Annotated in this window: 14 protein-coding genes; 6 read left to right on the forward strand and 8 right to left on the reverse strand. The window is 63.5% G+C overall.

Annotation, left to right across the window (positions count from 1 at the left end; all coding sequences use genetic code 11):
- Positions 1-300: 300 nt before the first annotated feature.
- Genes IRL76_RS10150 through IRL76_RS10180 form a run of 7 tightly spaced genes read right to left on the reverse strand, consistent with a single transcriptional unit; the run spans position 301 to position 7,976 of the window.
- A complete protein-coding gene (locus IRL76_RS10150; protein WP_200981230.1) occupies positions 301-900 on the reverse strand; it encodes a 3,4-dihydroxy-2-butanone-4-phosphate synthase in 600 nt (199 codons plus the stop codon).
- Positions 897-1,469 carry an NADPH-dependent FMN reductase gene (locus tag IRL76_RS10155; protein WP_200981231.1) on the reverse strand — a complete coding sequence of 191 codons (573 nt, stop codon included), beginning with the start codon at positions 1,467-1,469 and terminating at the stop codon, positions 897-899. The genes IRL76_RS10150 and IRL76_RS10155 overlap by 4 nt, the downstream gene beginning before the upstream one ends.
- Positions 1,466-2,965: a glycerol-3-phosphate dehydrogenase gene (locus IRL76_RS10160; protein ID WP_200981232.1), complete on the reverse strand. Its 1,500-nt coding sequence runs from the start codon at positions 2,963-2,965 to the stop codon at positions 1,466-1,468. Before IRL76_RS10160 ends, IRL76_RS10155 begins: the two co-directional genes overlap by 4 nt.
- Position 2,966: 1 nt before the next feature.
- Positions 2,967-4,052 (reverse strand): LLM class flavin-dependent oxidoreductase, encoded by a 1,086-nt coding sequence (locus tag IRL76_RS10165; protein WP_200981233.1) that lies wholly within the window; start codon positions 4,050-4,052, stop codon positions 2,967-2,969.
- On the reverse strand, positions 4,049-4,963 hold the full coding sequence (locus IRL76_RS10170; RefSeq protein WP_200981234.1) for an aldo/keto reductase: 915 nt from the start codon (positions 4,961-4,963) through the stop codon (positions 4,049-4,051). Before IRL76_RS10170 ends, IRL76_RS10165 begins: the two co-directional genes overlap by 4 nt.
- On the reverse strand, positions 4,960-5,970 hold the full coding sequence (locus tag IRL76_RS10175; protein WP_200981235.1) for a LacI family DNA-binding transcriptional regulator: 1,011 nt from the start codon (positions 5,968-5,970) through the stop codon (positions 4,960-4,962). The genes IRL76_RS10170 and IRL76_RS10175 overlap by 4 nt, the downstream gene beginning before the upstream one ends.
- The gene (locus IRL76_RS10180) at positions 5,967-7,976 is read right to left on the reverse strand and encodes an alpha-glucosidase (protein WP_200981236.1); all 2,010 of its coding nucleotides are present in this window, start codon (positions 7,974-7,976) and stop codon (positions 5,967-5,969) included. Before IRL76_RS10180 ends, IRL76_RS10175 begins: the two co-directional genes overlap by 4 nt.
- A 175-nt stretch (positions 7,977-8,151) precedes the next feature.
- Between IRL76_RS10180 and IRL76_RS10185 the strand changes: the two genes are divergently transcribed.
- Both IRL76_RS10185 and IRL76_RS10190 read left to right on the forward strand, forming a co-directional pair.
- On the forward strand, positions 8,152-10,494 hold the full coding sequence (locus tag IRL76_RS10185; RefSeq protein ID WP_200981237.1) for a TonB-dependent receptor: 2,343 nt from the start codon (positions 8,152-8,154) through the stop codon (positions 10,492-10,494).
- Between the two features lie 169 nt (positions 10,495-10,663).
- Positions 10,664-11,902, forward strand: a complete 1,239-nt coding sequence (locus tag IRL76_RS10190; protein WP_200981238.1) for an MFS transporter — start codon at positions 10,664-10,666, stop codon at positions 11,900-11,902.
- Positions 11,903-11,984: 82 nt separating this feature from the next.
- On the opposite strand, the gene IRL76_RS10195 is transcribed toward IRL76_RS10190, so the two are convergent.
- Complete coding sequence (locus tag IRL76_RS10195; RefSeq protein WP_200981239.1) at positions 11,985-13,406, reverse strand: aldehyde dehydrogenase family protein; 1,422 nt, start codon at positions 13,404-13,406, stop codon at positions 11,985-11,987.
- Between the two features lie 125 nt (positions 13,407-13,531).
- On the opposite strand from IRL76_RS10195, the gene IRL76_RS10200 reads away from it, so the two are divergent.
- The 4 genes from IRL76_RS10200 to cysN all read left to right on the forward strand — a co-directional run bounded on the left by IRL76_RS10200 (position 13,532) and on the right by cysN (position 18,332).
- Positions 13,532-14,668, forward strand: a complete 1,137-nt coding sequence (locus tag IRL76_RS10200; protein WP_246449678.1) for an acyl-CoA dehydrogenase family protein — start codon at positions 13,532-13,534, stop codon at positions 14,666-14,668.
- Positions 14,665-15,405, forward strand: a complete 741-nt coding sequence (locus IRL76_RS10205; RefSeq protein ID WP_200981241.1) for an acyl-CoA dehydrogenase family protein — start codon at positions 14,665-14,667, stop codon at positions 15,403-15,405. Before IRL76_RS10200 ends, IRL76_RS10205 begins: the two co-directional genes overlap by 4 nt.
- 96 nt (positions 15,406-15,501) lie before the next feature.
- On the forward strand, positions 15,502-16,422 hold the full coding sequence (gene cysD / locus IRL76_RS10210; RefSeq protein WP_425504493.1) for a sulfate adenylyltransferase subunit CysD: 921 nt from the start codon (positions 15,502-15,504) through the stop codon (positions 16,420-16,422).
- Positions 16,422-18,332, forward strand: a complete 1,911-nt coding sequence (gene cysN, locus IRL76_RS10215) for a sulfate adenylyltransferase subunit CysN (protein WP_200981242.1) — start codon at positions 16,422-16,424, stop codon at positions 18,330-18,332. Before cysD ends, cysN begins: the two co-directional genes overlap by 1 nt.

The following is an 18,332-nucleotide window of genomic DNA, read 5'->3' on the forward strand; positions in this document are numbered from 1 at the left end:
CTGGATTGTGAAGTGATCGACGCCCGCTATCGGGCTTCGAAGGCATAGTGACGCGGCCCAACGTCAGGGGTGAATCAGATATCCGACTGGATGCAGCCATTTGGATGCCTTGCACCAATCGCGATACTCTGGCGCTGGGCCCCAAGTAGCCCTAAGTTTTTCTGGCGCAGGAGTTCGCTTGCATCCATTCGAAAGTGTGGGTCTAGGTGTGGGTCTGGTTCATTTCGCGACATCTATAGTTTCTTGATATCAAGATGTTAGATCAAAATCAGATCGGACTCCGTCTCCGCCACTAGGCCTCTATGCCGCACCTTCGCTAAGTTGCGAGATGTCGCAGACCTTGAGGTTGAACTTCTCGATCAGCGGCTGGACATCGCGCAGGCGGGCCATTTCGCCGTCGTCGCGCATGATCGAGCAAATCACTCCGGCATCGCCCACCCCCGCAAGGCTGCATAGCCGCACCGAGCCTTCGGCTGCCGACATGCGCGCATCGACGCCGCCGCTGCGGGTGATGAGGGGGAATACGTGGCCGGGACTGACGAGGTCGCTGCTGGTGGCGCCCGGAGCAACGGCTGTGCGGATCGTATGCGCCCGGTCGGCGGCGGAAATGCCGGTCGTCACGCCCTCGCGCGCCTCGATCGAATTGCCGAAGGGGCGGCCCGTCTGGCGTTCGGTAGAGGGATTGATGAGCCGGATGCCCAGCCCCATTGCGCGCTCGCTGGGCAGCGTCAGGCAGATGAGACCACGCCCATGCGTTGCCATGAAGGTAATGTGCTCGGTCGTGACGAGGCTCGCGGCGGCGCAAAAGTCGATATCACCGCCGCGCAGCCGGTCGCCGGTGAGGATGACGATCTCGCCGCGCGCGATCGCGTCGATGGCTTCCTGAACACCGGTGCTCATGCCGCGTCCACCTGGCTCCACACCGTCGCCCCGCGAAGAACCTGCTGCCCGACCAGGGTGAGTTGCAGGCGGATGCGATCGTCCAGGCACTCGCCTTCGGGCGAGAACATGCCCTCGTAAGTGCGGGCGGTCACGCCCATGGGCGTGGGCCAGCCGCGCAGGGCGTGGATGATGTTGCGCAGCGTCAGCAGCGTTCCCATGGCCGCCTGGTCGCCATAGGCTGTGGCGATGAGGCCGACAGCGCGCCCGTCGAGATAGGGGCGACGATCCTTGGCGAGATCCTCGAGGTAATCGAGCGCGTTCTTGACGAGTCCCGACACGGTCCCGTGGTAGCCCGGCGCTGCGACCAGTATGCCGTCGGCCTGCCGGACCGCCTCGACCAGTTCGCGCCCACTGCCTTCCTGGTAGTCCCTGCCGCGGTAGTGCGGCAGGCCCGCAAGGTAGTCGCCGCCGAACACGCTGACTTCGGCCCCCGCCTCGAGCAGGGGCTTGCAGGCATAGCGCAGCGCCATCTCGGTGGTGCTGCCGGGATTGACCGTCCCGCCGATGGCTACGATCCGAAGTGTCATGCTGCTTCCCTTTCAAGGCAGTAATTGCCGAGTGTGGCCTGCTGTCCGGGGGACAGCCTGAGGCCGAGTTTGGTTCGCCGCCAGAGGATATCCTCGGCTGTCAGGGCCCATTCGCGGGCACGCAGATAGTCGACCTCGCGCTGGGTCAGGCCATGTCCGAAATCGGTTCCACAGTCGGACATGGCGTCGGCTTCGCCGAATATTTCGAAAGCCAGCGTTCCATAGGCCTTGGCGATGCGGCGGATCGTCATGGGGTCAAAGAACGGATATCGGCCAGCAAGCTTCGCACACAGGTCGTCTGCGCCGTCGGTCGGAAAATCGCCTCCCGGCAAAGCTTCGTGCCCGGTCCAGCCGGAACGGTCGGCGAGCGGAAGTCGCGTCCCCAGCCGGTCGACCGCCTCCTGCGCCAAGTGGCGGTAGACGGTGAGCTTGCCGCCGAAGACGTTCAGCAGCGGTGCGCCCTCGTCGACTTCGCTCAATTCCAGGCGATAGCCGCGGGTCGCCGCCTCGGGCTTGCCCGATCCGTCATCGATCAGCGGGCGCACACCGGCGTAGCTCCAAACGACATCGGCGGGGGCAATTTGCTGGCGGAAGAACCGGTTTGCGCCTTCGCAGAGATAGGCGATTTCCTCCACGCTTGCCTCGACATGGTCGAGCGGCCCCTGGTGATCTGCATCGGTCGTCCCGACGAGGGTGAAGTCATCTTCATAAGGGATGGCGAAGAAGATCCGCCCATCGGGCAGCTGGAAGAAATAGGCGAAATCGTGGTCGAACAGCTTGCGCACGACGATGTGCGAGCCACGCACGAGCCGCATGCGATTGCTGTCCGGAACATGACCCGCTTCCAGCACGCGGAGCACACCCGGGCCACCGGCGTTGACGATTGCGCGGGCATGGAAGGTCTCGCCCCCTGCCTCGATACGCCAATTGTTGCCCTCTCGCGCAAAACCTGTGACGCGGCAGCGCGTACGGACATCGGCACCCTTGTCGGCAGCATCGCGGGCATTGAGCACCACCAGCCGCGCATCATCCGCCCAGCAGTCGGAATAGACGAAACCATTGGTGAATTCGGGCTTCAACGGGGCACCGGCGGGATGGCCGGTAAGGGCCACGGTCTGCGTAGCACGCAGTTTCTTGCGTCCGCCAATGTGGTCGTAGAGGAACAGCCCGAGCCGCAGCAGCCAGCGCGGGCGCAGGCCCTTCACGTGGGGAAGGACGAAGCGCATCGGCCAGATGATGTGCGGGGCAATCGCCCACAGCCGCTCGCGTTCGGACAGGGACTCGCGCACGAGGCCGAACTCGTAGTGCTCGAGATAGCGCAAGCCGCCGTGGATCAGCTTCGACGAGGCGGAGGACGTTCCTTGTGCGAGGTCCCCGGCTTCGAGCAGGAGGACCTTGGCGCCCCGACCGGCGGCATCGCGGCCAATGCCACAGCCGTTGATGCCGCCGCCGATGACGGCGACGTCGTAAAGGTTCGGGGCAGCGGATTCGTCCACGTCAGAACTTCAGCGGGCCATGCTCGATATGCGGCAGGACATGGCGGGCGAACAGGTCCGCCTCCGTCGTGTGCGGGTATCCGGAGAGGATGAAGGCTTCGATCCCCTCGGCCTGGTAGGCGCGAAGCTTGGCCAGGACCTGGTCGGGATTGCCGACGATCGCTGCGCCGCAACCCGATCGCGCGCGGCCGATGCCCGTCCACAAATTCTCCTCGACGAAGCCGTCGCCGTCCGCCGCGCCGCGCAGTTCCTGCTGCCGCTGGACGCCGTAGTTCTTGGCATCGAGCGACTTCTCGCGGATCGCCTTGCCGGTCTCGTCGTCGAGCTTCGAGAGCAGGCGGTCGGCATAGGCGCGCGCCTCGTCCTCGGTTTCCCGCACGATGACGTGGACACGATAGCCGAACTTCAGCTCGCGCCCGAACTTCGCCGCGCGCTCCTTGAGGTCGGCGATGTTGGCGCGGACCTTGTCCATCGTGTCCGGCCACATCAGGTAGACGTCTGCCGCCTCGGCCGCGCATTCGCGCGCCTCGTGGCTGAGGCCGCCGAAGTAGAACGGCGGGCACTTGCCGCTGAGCGTGGAGATGCGCGCCGGGTCGAGGTCGAACTGGTAGAACTCACCGTCGAACTTGCAGTGCTCGCCGTTGAGCAGCGTGCGGACGATCTTCATGATCTCGGTCCCGCGACGATAACGTGGACCGCTTTCCATCGCCTGCCCAGGCATGTCGGAGGAGATGATGTTGACGTTGAGGCGCCCGCCGGTGCCATCGGCATTGGGGCCGAGGATGCGGTCGAGCGTCGCGATGCGGCGCGCCAGCTGCGGTGGCCAGTCTTCGCCCATGCGCGTCGCCCACAGCAGTTTCATGCGGCTGAGATAGGGCGCGACCGCGGCGGCGAAGACAGTGGTGTCAACGCCGAGCTGGTAGCCCGAGGGAAGCAGGATATTGTCGAACCCGCCCTCTTCGGCCCGCAGCACGATATTGCGGCAATGCTCCCAGCTCGAGGCAAGCTGCGGATCGGGCACGCCGAGGAATTCGTAGTCGTCGTCGCACAGCGCGGAAAACCACGCGATTTCGCACTGTTGGGTCATGGTAGTCTCACTCCTCGCGCGGCGACCAGCACCGCGTACCAATCCTGTCGTGTCCAGGTCATGCCGAGCGCCTGTGCGCCCTCGGCGATCCGTTCCGCGCTCTGCGAACCGATGATCGGGACGATGCCTGCCGGATGCGCCATCAGCCAGCCATAGGCGGCGACCGAGCGACTGACGCCCTGCTCGCCCGCAATCCGGTCGAGTTCGCTTGCCACCGCCTTGTCGCGCTCGGTTTCGGGCGAGAGCAGGCGCCCCCCGCCCAGCGGCGACCATGCGAGCGGCGTCAGGCCAAGGCGCATGGCCTGGTCCAGCTCGCCGTTTTCGAAACAGTCGATCCGCAGCGGGCTAATCTCGGGCTGCGTCGCCACCAGCGGGGTGTCGAGGAAATGCGCCAACGCGTCGATCTGCGCTTGCGTGAAGTTCGACACGCCAAGCGAGCGGATCTTGCCCACCGCCAGAGCGTCTTCCAGCGTCCGCGCGACTTCCTGCGGGTGGGTCAGGATGTCCGGGCGGTGGATCTGGTAGAGGTCGATCGTGTCGACCTTCATCCTCCGCAGCGATGCATCGATGGCACCCGACAGGTATTCCGCCGACTGGTCGTAGGGCAGCGGCGGCATGATCCCGCCCTTGCTGGCCAGCACCATGCGGCTGCGCAAGCCGGGTTCCGCGGCGAGCACCTCGCCCAGCAAGGCTTCTGCATCGCCGAAGCCGCCACCGCCGTTAAAGCCGTAGATGTCTGCCGTATCGAGCAGCGTGATCCCTGCATCGAGCGCGGCATGGACCAGCGCGGCTGCTTCGGAGGCGGTGCGGCCGTTTTCGGCGAGACGCCACATGCCCCAGGCAAGCGGCGAAATCGCGATATCGCTGGAGCCCAGGCGGCGCGAGGCAGGCGGTGGAGGCAGTGTGGTCATTCGTATCCCTTCGGCGGCGCGACGGAGGCGCGTTCGATCAATTGGTGCGGCAGGCGCTGGTGGGTGATGTCCCCACCGGTGACGAGAATTTCGGTCGCGGTGCGGGCGAGGTCGGCCATCGGCTGATGGATGGTCGTCAACGGCGGATAGACAGTGCGCGCAAGCGGCGTGTCGTCGAACCCGACCACCGACAGGTCGCGCGGCACGTCGATGTCGCGCTCGTGCGCCACGGCCAGCACGCCTGCAGCCATGTCGTCGTTCGACGCGAAGATCGCGGTCGGCGGATTGAGCAGGTCGAGCAATTCGCCCCCTGCCCTGATGCCGCTTTCGACGTCGAACTCGCCATCGTGGACCAGGCCCGGCTCGAAAGCGATGCCCGCCCGGTCGAGCGCGCGGCGATAGCCGAACAGGCGTTCGTCGCTGGCCATGTGGTTGGGGTGGCCCTTGATGAAGCCGATCCTGCGATGTCCCTTGTTGATCAGCAGGCTGGTCAGGTCGTCCGCCGCCTGCGCATCGTCCATGAACACCGAACTGGTCAGCGCATGGTTGGTCCCCGGCGAGATCCGCACGAAGGGTATGTTGAGCGTGTCGAGCGTCGCCAGGACCGCCTCGCAATCGGTCACGGGCGAGGACAGGATGATCCCGTCGACATGCGTTTCCATGACCAGCCCGCGCACCTGTTCCCCGACATCGGGGTCCTCGACGTCGACGGGCTGCGCAATCAGGCGGATGCCCTTTGCCTTGCACGCGTCCCAGCAGCCGGTCTGGATCTGGAACATGTAATACGGGCTGTGATTGTCGTAGATCAGCGCGACCTGGTTCGACTTCGCGCCCGAGAGGATGCGCGCGGCGACGCTGGGGCGGAAGTCGAGTTCCTTCATCGCCCGCTCGATCTTCTCGCGGGTCTCGGCGCGGACATAGGGATGACCGTTGAGCAGGCGACTGACGGTCTTCACCGCCACCCCCGCGCGTTCGGCGACATCGCGGATGTTCGATCTCTCGCTCATTGGCTCAGCACTCCGGCAAGCCCGGCGAACAGCGGCGCATGCCGCGCTTCCGGGCGATAGAACACGGGCGGCGCACCTATCGGAGCAGCAACCGAATGCGTTCCTGGCGCGAAATCCTCGCCGCTCCAGCAATGGCGCCATGGGCCCTCGCCTGGCAGGACGACGTCGCGCCGGTCGGCACCTTCCTCGATCACGGGCGCAACCAGCAGGTCGGAGCCGTAAAGATACTGGTCCTGCACTGCAAACAGCTTGGGGTCGTCCGGATATTCGAGGAACAGCGGGCGCTGCAGGGGCAGCCCGCTGCGCGATGCCTCGCCGCACAGCTCACGCACATAGGGCGCAAGGTAGGCATGGACTCGGCTCCAGCGCGCGAAACAATCGAGCAGTCCGGGCGAGCTGTCATACTGAAGGTTGTCGTCGGGCCGGTTGCCCTCGTGACTGCGCATGACCGGGGCGAAGGCAGCCAGTTCGCACCAGCGCCTGAGCAGTTCCTCGGACCTGACATTGCCATGAAGCGATGTGTAGCCGCCGCAGTCGGAATGGCTGTAGGCATTGCCCAGAAGCCCGGCGGAAAGCGCCGCGGTAATCACCGTGCCGATCCCGTCGTGGCGAGTGAAATCGACACACTGGTCGCCTGCCCAAAGCAACGGGCAATGCGCCTGCACTCCGGAAAATCCCGCGCGCATGAAGAAGACCGCATCGCCAGTCTTGCTGCGACTCGCGACGGCCTGCGCATTCACTTGCGCCCACAGGACCGGATAGAGATTGTGCGCCTCCATCGGGTCGGAGCCATCGGCGAGCCGCAGGTCGGTCGGCAGGTACTCGCCGAAATCGGCCATCCACCCGGCAATGCCCCGGTCGAGCATCTCGCGCCCTATGATGCGCTCGGCAAACCAGCTGCGGGTTTCCTCGCGGGTGAAATCGAGCACACCGCAGTCGAATTCGCCGAAGTCGACGAGATGAGGCTCGTCGCTGTCGAGCTTCAGGCAGAAATGCCCGCCCGCCGCCGCGTCGGCGAAGAGATCGCCATCCTCTGCGAGATAGGGGTTCACATAGGCGAGGAACTTGATGCCGCGCCTGGCCAAGTCGACAATTCTGCCCTCGAGACCGGGGAAACGCTCTTCGCTTCGCTCGCCCAGGTGCCAGTCCCAGAACAACCGGCGCCCGAAACTCGTCTGGCGGATTCCCGCCCAGTCCTCGCACCAGAGGCCCGACACGGCCGAGCCGGCGTCGATGAATTTCTCCAGCCGGTCGAAACTGCTCGCACCCGACTTGAGGCCGACGATCGCCCCCGAGATGGCCCAGTCGGGAAGAGCAGGCTGGCGACCGAAGCGGTCCGACAACAGGCCGACAAGCGCTTTGGGCCCATCGGCGCCGAAGAACTCGAACCGCGCGCTGCTGCTCCATACTTCGACGCGGTGCGTATTCGCGTCGGTGAAATCGAGCACCGAGTAACAGGTCTCTGCGCAATGAACCGCCAGCCAGCGCGAAGACAGGAACGTCGGTTGGGGATAATTGGTGTTCCAATAGTCGCCACCCGCCATGCCCTCGGCATCCATGATGCGCGTCAGTTCGGTCGACTTGTCGCGACCGACACCGGGCTCGCTGGTCCACATCGGGAAGCGTCGACCGTTGAGGGCAAGGTAGCTCATTTGCTCCCCGCCACCCCAAACGACCTCGCCCGCTTCGGCATGGAAGTGGAGATGGATACGATCGAACGACGGATCGAGCGCATCCACCTGCAGCGCCGAACCAGCCAATGACAGGCGAACGACTTCGATCCCGTCGCTCAGCAGGACGGCGCCGTCGCCATCGAGACTGAAGCTGTCGGGACGCACCGACTCGCGTGGAGCATCCTCGATGCGGAAATTGCCGCGATACATTTCGACGCTGGGGTTGCCCCGGGCAATGACCACCGCAGGACATGAATTTGCGTGACGCAGCAGCAATTTGCCATCGAGCCACAGCTCGAAAGCGTCCTCACTGGCGGAAAAGCGCAATTCCACGGCTGTTTTCCCTCTCCTTGACGCCATCCATGCACCAGAGGGCTGTCCAGTTCAAGGCTTGTATGACAACGCTTGACATACGGGACAGCGATTGCCATCCCTCGGGCAATCAGGGAGGTTGGAGAGCGGCTATTTGCGCGCCGGAACTTCGCCCCCGCTTGAGAGGGAGAAGGAAATGAAGGCTTTCGGCAAAAGCTCGATTCGTGCGCTCGGCTGGTCTGCCAGCGCGCTTGGCCTGATGGTCGGCAGCGCAGCTCACGCACAGGATGCAGCGGGCGAGAACGACGATTCCAGCGGCGGCGTGGACGTCATCATCGTGACCGCCCAGAAGGTGGAACAGAACGTCCAGGACGTTCCCATCGCAGTCACTGCCCTTTCGGGCGAGACTCTCGAGGCCAAGGGCGTCGACAGCATCGAGGATCTCTCGGTCGTCGCTCCCTCGGTGAGTTTCCGCAAGGGCACCACCAGCGCCAACAGCGCCATCGTCATGCGCGGCGTCGGCACGATCACTTTCTCGGTTGCTGCAGAACCGAGCGTTTCGACCGTGGTTGACGGCATCGTGCTGTCGCGTTCGGGACAGGCCTTCATGGACCTCGTCGACCTCGAACGGCTCGAAGTCCTGCGCGGTCCGCAGGGCACGCTGTTCGGCAAGAACGCCTCCGCCGGTCTCGTCAACGTCGTTTCGCGCGGCGGAACGGACAGCTTCGAAGGCGAGGTCAAGGCCGAGGCCTATGACGACAACGAGTACCGCCTGCGTGCCTCGCTAGCTGGTCCGCTCGCAACCGATCTCAGCGCCCGCGTGACCGGCTTCTACGGCACCTATGATGGGAACATCACCAACGTCTACACCGGCGGCAAGGTCAACGGGTACGAGCACTACGGTGTGCGCGGCATTCTCGACTATTCGGGCAGCATTGCCGACGTTCGCTTCATCGCCGACTACTTCAGGGCCAATGACGACTGCTGCGCCGACGTGCGCGGCGTCAGCGGCGGTGCAGTCGTCGATGCCGAACTCAACCTGCCCGACGGTTCCGCGCAGGGCGAGGACCAACGTTACGTGAATCACAACCTCGTCACCCAGACGAAGGACAAGCAGTGGAGCCTGACGCTCAGCGGCGACATCCAGCTGTCGGACACCCACACCCTCAGCGTCGTCACCGGCTATCGCAACTGGTTCAACGAGGAAATCCGCGAAGGCGACTTCCTCCCGCGGCCACTGACGACTGCAGGCGAATTGCACGACAATGGCGTTGTCACGACCGAGCAGATGTCGTTCGAAGCACGCATCGCGTCCGATCCCACCGCACCGTTCTTCTACCAGGTCGGCGGCTTCCTGTGGCACTCGGACAACAAGCAGGACTTCACCCGCCGCGACATCACCTGCAGCACTTCCACCCTGCCGGTCGATCCGGTGACAGGCGGTCGTCCCTGCAACCTCAATGACCCGGTCAACACGATCTACCCGACCGCGACCTCGTTCAGCGACGTCAACTCGAGCAACTACGCGCTTTTCGGCCAGGCGACCTGGAACATCACCGAACAGCTCGGCCTGACGGGCGGTCTGCGCTATACCTGGGACGACCTGTCCTACACCCACATCCGCGCACCTGGCGTCAATGCGACCACCGGTCTCTCCGCGACCGGCCCGGGCGTCAGTGGCAACCCTGCAGGCGGAACCATTGCCGGGGGCGGCAATGGGACCAACGTGTCGCGCGGCTCGCAGAAGAACGACAATATTTCAGGTAAGGCGGTGCTCACCTTCAAGCCCACCGACGACGTGATGCTCTACGGCAGCTATACAAGGGGCTACAAGGGGCCGGCCTACAATGTGTTCTTCAACCACACGGCGCCAAACAACGCGGTGCCGATCGACGAAGAAACTTCGGATGCCTTCGAAGTCGGCCTGAAGTCGCTGTTCTGGGATCGCAAGATCCAGTTGAACCTTGCCGCTTTCACCGTCCAGTATGACGGGTTCCAGGCGAACAACTTCGTCAATCTCAACGGCACCATCATCACCAACCTGACGAATGCGGGCACAGTGAAGAGCGAAGGTTTCGAAGCTGACTTGGTCTTCGCCCCGGTCGACGGCCTGACCTTCAACGCCAGCGCGGCCTATGCCGATGCGCGAGTGAAAGAGTTCAACCCGAACCCTGCCACGAACGCACCCGACGCACGTAACGGTACACAGCTGCCGCTGGCGCCGAAGTTCAGCTACACGCTGGGAGCCGATTACGAGGCCGACTTCGGCGGGTTCATCGGCTATTTCGGCACCAACTACCGACACATGAGCAAGCAGTATTCCGACCTCGGCGAACAGGGTCCGATCGACGCTTATGGCCTGCTCAACGCCTCGATCGGGTTCTCAGATCCTGAAGACCGCTATCGCATCACTTTCCACGCGCGGAACCTGCTCGACGACAGCTACGTGCTGCTCAACGTCGGCAATGGCTCTCGCCTGCAGATCCCGCGTGATGCAGATCGCTACTTCGGTGTGACCGCCCGCGTCCGCTTCGACTAGGGTGAAGCGAGGAAATGCGTCAATCAAGGGGCCTTCGGCGCGAGCCGGAGGCCCTTTGCTTTGAAGTCGAAACAGGATCGCAGGTGCTTGTCCTGTGTCTTACGGTGTCATAAGCATTCGACACGAAGAGTGTCCGAGTACAGGACTCCAAGGGAGGAGAAGAAGGAACATGACATCCGGTCAGGGCACTGCCGCGCCTGGGAGCAGAAATCTTCGCCTCCTTCTCGTCGGCCTCATCTTCTTCGCAACCGCGCTCAACTATGTCGACCGGCAGGTTCTTGCCCTGCTCAAGCCGACGCTCGAGGCAGAGTTCGGCTGGACCGACCAGGAATTCGCGCACCTCGGTTCGTCCTTCCAGCTCGCGGCTGCGGCAGCGCTCTTGGGCGTGGGGTGGTTCGTCGATCGCTTCGGGGTGAAATTCGCCTACGGCCTCGCGGTTGCGATCTGGAGCATCGCCGGCATGGCGCACGCCCTCGCCATGACCGTCCAGCAATTCGTGGCGGCCCGCGTGGTCCTCGCCGCAGCGGAATCGGTGAACACGCCGGCTGCCATGAAGGCGGCCGCCGTCTACATGCCCCTGCGCGAACGATCGATCGCCATCGGCACGATCAATACGGCGCCCAATATCGGCGCCATCGTGACCCCTCTCCTGATCCCGCCCTTTGCCGTCGCTTTTGGATGGAAGGCCGCATTCATCGTCACCGGCGCACTCGGTTTCCTGTGGCTCGCGCTGTGGACCCCGGCCACGCGAAAAGTGCAACCCGTGACCAAGCTGCCCGAACGCGCACCCGTTGCTTGGGGCGAATTGCTCAGCGACCGTCGCACCTGGGCAGTGGCGGGGGCCAAGGCCCTGACCGACTGTGTCTGGTGGTTCGTCCTGTTCTGGATGCCTGATTTCTTCAATCGGGTGTTCGGCATGGGCCAGGCAGATCTAGGCTGGCCCGTGGCGATCATCTTCACGCTCGCCGCAATCGGCGCGATCAGTTCAGGCGCGCTTTATCCGATCCTGTTGAGCCGTGGATATTCGGTGAACCGCGCGCGCAAGCTGTCGATGTTCATCTTCGCGATCTCGGTATTGCTGATGCCTATCGCGCTGGCGACCGGGAGCCCGTGGCTGGCCGCGATCTTCATCGGACTGGGCCTGTTCGCTCACCAGGGCTTCTCGACCAACATCTTCGGCATGACGACCGACATCGTCCCGGCCGTCCGCGTCGCAAGCGTGATCGCGGTGGGGGCGATTGCGGGCAATATCTCGGGCACGGCGATGATCGAGTTTGCCGGTTGGTCGCTGACCAATGGCCATGGCTACGCGCCGATGTTCGTCTTCTGCGGCGGGGCTTATCTCGCGGCGCTGGGCCTGATCCACCTCATCCTGCCAAAACTGGAACTCGCCGAACAGGAGGACTGAGCGCCACCGGCACCATGGATGACAGGTACAAAAGAGCCGCCGCGGATACTCTCCACGGCGGCTCGCTTGTTTCCTGCCTCAATCAGACTTCGGCGTTGCGCTTCACCGTGATGACCTGCGCGTAGGTAAATTCCTTCAAGCCCTCGATCCCGTATTCGGAACCGAAGCCCGACTGCTTGTGGCCTCCGAAGGGCGCGAGCGGGTTGATGTGGAGGAACTCGTTGATCCACACCGTGCCGGTTTCGAGCTGTTCGGCGATCTCGACGCCCTTGTCGACATCCTTGGTCCAGACAGCGCCGGCAAGGCCGTAATCCGAGTTGTTGGCGCGCTCGATGACCTCGTCGACGGTCGAGAACTTCATCAGCGGCATGACCGGACCGAATTGTTCCTCGGCCACGATGCGCGCATCCTCGGGCGGGTTGTCGAGGATCGTGATCGGCACATAGTAGCCGGTGCCCGAAGGGTCCTTGTCCCCTCCGGTGAGGAACTTGTAGCCGTTGTCCTTGGCATCCTGGATCAGTTCCAGCACGCGCTCGTACTGCTTCCTGTTCTGGATCGGACCGACGCCCGTGCCCTGCTGGGACCCGTCGCCAACGGTCACGCCCTTGGCATATTCGGCGATGGCCTGGCTGAGATCATCGTAGATGTCCTCGTGGATGTAGATGCGCTTGGCCGCGACGCAGATCTGGCCGGCATTCGAGAAGCTCGACCAGAACAGCTGTTCGGCAACCTTGGACACGTCTGCATCCGGCAGGACGATCGAGGCGTCGTTGCCGCCCAGTTCCAGGGTTATGCGCTTGAGGTCCTTGGAGGCACCTTCCATGATCTTCTTGCCGGTCGCGGTCGAGCCGGTGAAGGTCACCTTGTCGATATCCGGATGCTCGGTGATCATCGGCCCGAGGCTGTCCTCGCCGGTAATGATGTTTACCGTGCCTGCAGGCACGACATCCTTGATCAGTTCGGCGATGCGCAGCGTGGTCAGCGGGGTGAACGGCGATGGCTTGAGCACGATGGTGCAGCCCGAAATGAGGGCCGGAACGATCTTCTGGATCGCCATCATGACCGGGAAGTTCCACGGCACGATGCCGCCGACCACACCCACCGGCACGCGGCGGGTGCGGCTGAGGCGCTCGTCATCGTCCTGGTTGACCACATCGTCGAGCGTCAGCTGCGACTGCGCGGCGGCAAGTCCGGCGGCGCCGTAGATTTCCATCTGCGCCTGTGCGTGCGGCTTGCCCTGTTCGCTGGTCAGCAGGCGATAGAGTTCTTCGGCATTGCCCTGGATGGCGGCGGCGATGCCCTGGACGACCTTCTGGCGCTCTTCCGCGCTGGTCTTGCGCCACGTCTTGAAGGCACGACGCGCAGCGGCGACGGCGCGGTCGAGCTCGTCCTTGCCGCATGAAGGCACGCGCGCGATGACTTCCTCATTCGCCGGATTGACCACCTCCATCCAGCGGCCGTTGTCGACCATCTCGCCATCGATCAGGTTCTTGTAGTCGGTCATCGTCTCTCTCCTTGCGAACGGGGGAATCGTCTCTCTTTCCACAGACTGTGCGGATTCGTTGCTGGTTGCAACGGGTCTTGCGATGTGACGGCAAATTGGTGAGAGAGAGCGAGAGAGGAGAGAGCGTGCAGACCTTCGTCACCGAAGCGATCGAATGGCCCGAAAGCGCGCCTGCATTGCGACGCAAGGTCCGCGATCTCGTCGATGCACATGGCGAAAAGGACCCCGTCCGGCGCGCCAATTGCTGGACCAAGGCGGATCCCGAATTCAGCCGCAAGCTGGGCGAAGCGGGCCTGCTCGGCATGACATGGCCGAAAGAATACGGCGGCCACGAGATGAGCCAGCTCGAACGCTACGTGGTGATCGAGGAACTGCTTGCAGCGGGCGCCCCCGTGGGTGCCCACTGGATCGCCGACCGGCAGAGCGGGCCATTGTTGCTGCGCCTCGGCAACGAGGAGTTGAAGCGTCGCTGGGTGCCTGGCATGGCCCGCGGCGAGATTTTCGCCTGCATCGGCCTCAGCGAACCCAATTCCGGGTCCGACCTCGCCTCGGTCCGCACTTCCGCCCGGCGCGACGGCGATGAATGGGTCATCAACGGCCAGAAGGTCTGGACCACCGGCGCGCATGTCGCGCACATGATGATCGCATTGGTCAGGTCTGAAGCCGGGTCGGAGCGGCAGGCTGGCCTGTCCCAATTCGTCATCCCGATGGATGCGCCCGGCGTCACCGTCAAGCCGATCATCGACCTCACCGGCGCACACGAGTTCAACGAGGTGTTCTTCGAGGATGTCCGCCTGCCCGCTTCGGCACTCTTGGGCGAGGAAGGCAATGGGTGGAAGCAGGCGACTGCCGAACTGTCGCTCGAGCGCTCGGGACCCGAGCGTTACCTCTCCTCGATGGTGCTGTTCCTGGAACTGGTCCGGTACGCGGGAAAACATCCGGACCCTGCCGTGACGCAGCTGGTCGGCCGCCTTGCAGCCGAAGCTTGGACGTTGCGGCTCATGAGTGCCTCCGTCGCAGCCAAGCTGGCGCGCCGCGAAGATCCGGCGCTGGAGGCGACCATCGTCAAGGACCTCGGCAACAGTTACGAGCACGCCATTCCCGAGCTCGTGCAGGCCTGTGTCGAGATGGACATGGCGAGCAAAGATGCTCTCGCGGCCGTCACCGGATACCTGCTGCAGGTCTCGCCCAGCTTCTCGCTGCGCGGCGGGACACGCGAAATCCTCAAGGGCATCATTGCAAGGGGGCTGGGCCTGAGATGACCGACACCCGCCGCATGCTGGCCGAGATGGCCGATCCGCTGTTCGCCGAACTGGGCGCAAGCGCGACGTTTGAACGCGATTGGTCGCGCGTCGAGGAACTGGGCTTGCCGCAGCTTCTATTGCCCGAGGCCGAGGGAGGCTTCGGCGGTAACTGGGAGGACGCCTTGGTCGTCTTCCGCCTCGCCGGTTTCCACGCCCTTTCCCTTCCCCTTCCCGAGGCAATCATCGCGACGCGGGCAGACGCGGGCAGCGAAGAGCATTTCCTGATCGGGGCATTCATGCGTACCGCACAGATCGCAGGCGCGCTCGACGCGGCATTGGGATTGTCGGTCAGCTATGTGAATGAGCGCCAGCAGTTCGGCAGGCAGCTGGGCAAGTTTCAGGCAGTGCAGCAGAGCCTGGCAAGTTTTGCCTGCGAAGCGGCAGCAGCGAATTGCGCCGCGGTAGGTGCGGCGCAGGCGCTCGACCGGGGTGACGCCCGTTTCGAAGTTGCGGCCGCGAAACTGCGCGCAAATCGTGCTGTTGGCATCGGGGCGACTGTCGCGCACCAGGTGCATGGCGCAATCGGCTTCACGCACGAATACCCGCTGCACCACCTGACCCGCTCGCTGTGGAAATGGCGCAGCGACTTCGGGAATGATTCCCACTGGTCAGCCGTGTTGGGAGAGGCCGTCATCGCTCAAGGGGCCGATGCATTCTGGCCTGCACTCGTCGAACGCACCGATCGGGCGGCCTGATCAGCACCGGAGACAAACTCCCGGAAGCAGGGTGAGAAGAACTTCTGTCCTCCCTCGGATTGGGCTTTGCGGTGATTTCTTCGTAATAGGCGCCAGATGAGCGACATGCCGAACCTGACCCATCTCCAGCGCCTCGAGGCCGAAGCCATCCACATCATGCGCGAAGTGGTTGCCGAGACCGAGAGGCCGGTCATGCTCTATTCGATCGGCAAGGACAGCGCAGTCATGCTGCACTTGGCTCGCAAGGCCTTCTACCCTTCGCCTCCGCCCTTCCCACTGCTCCATGTCGACACGACATGGAAGTTCAAGGACATGTATGCCCTGCGCGAAAAAGCCGCGCGCGAGGCTGGGATGGAATTGCTGGTCTACCAGAACCCGGAAGCCAAGGAGCGCGGGATAAACCCCTTCGACCATGGCCCGCTCCACACCGACATGTGGAAGACCGAAGGACTGAAACAGGCGCTCGACAAGTACGGCTTCGACGCTGCCTTCGGTGGCGCACGCCGGGACGAGGAGAAGAGCCGGGCCAAGGAGCGCATCTTCTCATTCCGCACCGCCAGCCACGGCTGGGATCCCAAGAACCAGCGCCCCGAACTGTGGAACCTCTACAACGCCCGCAAGAAGAAGGGCGAGAGCATCCGCGTCTTCCCGATCTCCAACTGGACCGAGCTCGACATCTGGCAATACATCATGGCCGAGAACATCGAGATCGTACCGCTCTACTTCAGCGCCAAGCGGCCCACTTACGAGCACGAGGGCGGCCTGTTCATGGCCGACGATATCGAACGGTTGGAGACAGTGCTCGGTCGCGTTCCGGAGATAGTCGAGCGCTCGATTCGCTTCCGCACGCTCGGATGCTTCCCGCTGACAGGGGCGGTCGAGAGCGAGGCGGCGACACTCGGCGAAGTTGTTCAGGAGATGCTCCTGACGACCACCAGCGAGCGCCAGGGCCGCGTCATCGACAAGGACGCAGGTGATGCTTCGATGGAGAAGAAGAAGCAGGAGGGCTATTTCTGATGCCCACCGACACCAGCTATCGCACCGATGCCCTGATCGCCGAGGACATCGACGCCTATCTCGCGCAGCATCAGAACAAGTCGATGCTGCGCTTCATCACCTGCGGCAGTGTCGACGACGGCAAGTCCACCCTGATCGGGCGGCTGCTCTACGATTCCAAGATGATCTTCGAGGACCAGCTTGCCGCGCTCGAGAGCGACAGCAAGCGCGTCGGCACCCAGGGGCAGGAAATCGATTTCGCGCTGCTGGTCGACGGCCTCGCGGCTGAACGCGAACAGGGCATCACCATCGACGTCGCCTATCGCTTTTTCGCGACCGAGAAGCGCAAGTTCATCGTCGCCGACTGCCCGGGGCACGAACAGTACACCCGCAACATGGTGACCGGCGCATCGACCGCCGACCTGGCCGTGATCCTGATCGATGCGCGCAAAGGTGTGCTGACGCAGACCCGCCGTCACAGTTTCCTGTGTCACAAGCTCGGCATCAGGAACCTCGTCCTCGCCGTAAACAAGATGGACCTGGTAGGTTACGACCAGGCGCAGTTTGACGCGATCGTCGCCGACTACGCCCATTTTGCCGAGAGCATCGGCATCGAGGGTTTCACAGCGATCCCGATCTCGGGTTTCAAGGGCGACAATATCACCCTCCTGTCGGCGGACACGCCATGGTATTCCGGGCCGACACTGGTCGACCATCTGGAGACAGTCGAAATCAGTGCGGCGGGCGATGCCGACGGGCCGTTTCGCATGCCGGTCCAGTGGGTCAATCGCCCAAACCTCGACTTCCGTGGCTTCAGCGGACTGATCGCAGCCGGATCGCTAAAGCCCGGCGACAGCTTGCGCTCGCTCCCCTCCGGCAAGACGAGCAAGGTGAAGTCGATCGTGACGATGGATGGCGATCTGGACCATGCCATCGCAGGTCAGTCTGTGACCGTGTGCCTCGAAGACGAGATCGATTGTTCGCGCGGTGACGTCCTCGCTACTGCCGATGCCCCGCCCGAAGTTGCCGACCAATTCGAAAGCACCATCGTCTGGATGGACGACGAACCGATGGTCGTCGGTCGCGCCTACTGGCTCAAGCTCGGTTCGCAAACGGTCAGCGTGACCGTGGCCGAACCGAAATACGAGATCGACGTCAATTCGATGGAACATCTTGCGGCCAAGACGCTCCACCTCAACCAGATCGGGGTCGCCGAAATCACGACCGACCGGCGCGTGGTCTTCGAGCCCTATGCGGAGAACCGCGCGCTCGGCGGTTTCATCTTGGTCGACAAGATCACCAACCACACCGTCGGCGCGGGCATGATCCACTTCAGCCTGCGTCGCAGCCAGAACGTCCACTGGCAGGCGACGGACATTACCCGCGCGCACCATGCGGCGCTCAAGAACCAGACCCCGCGTGTGCTCTGGTTCACCGGCCTGTCGGGCTCGGGCAAGTCGACCATCGCCAACCAGGTCGAAAAGAAGCTGGCACTGATGAACCGCCACACCTTCCTGCTCGACGGCGACAACGTCCGGCACGGGCTGAACAAAGACCTGGGCTTTACCGAAAGCGACCGGATCGAGAATATCCGTCGCATCGGCGAGGTTGCCAAGTTGATGACCGATGCAGGCCTCATCGTGTTGACCGCCTTCATCAGCCCCTTCCGTGCCGACCGCCAGTTGGTGCGCGACATGATGGACGACGGCGAGTTCATAGAAATTCACGTCGACACGCCGCTGGAGGTTGCAGAGGCTCGCGACGTGAAGGGCCTCTACAAGAAAGCCCGCGAAGGGAAGCTCAAGAACTTCACCGGCATCGACAGTCCCTACGAAGCGCCGGAGGACCCGGAAATTCGCGTAAACACGGTCGAGATGACCCCCGAAGAGGCCGCAGACTTCATAATCTCGAAGATCCTGCCACTGAAATAG

Origin of the sequence: Qipengyuania soli, from assembly GCF_015529805.1 — a bacterium.
Classification (GTDB): Bacteria; Pseudomonadota; Alphaproteobacteria; order Sphingomonadales; family Sphingomonadaceae; genus Qipengyuania; species Qipengyuania soli.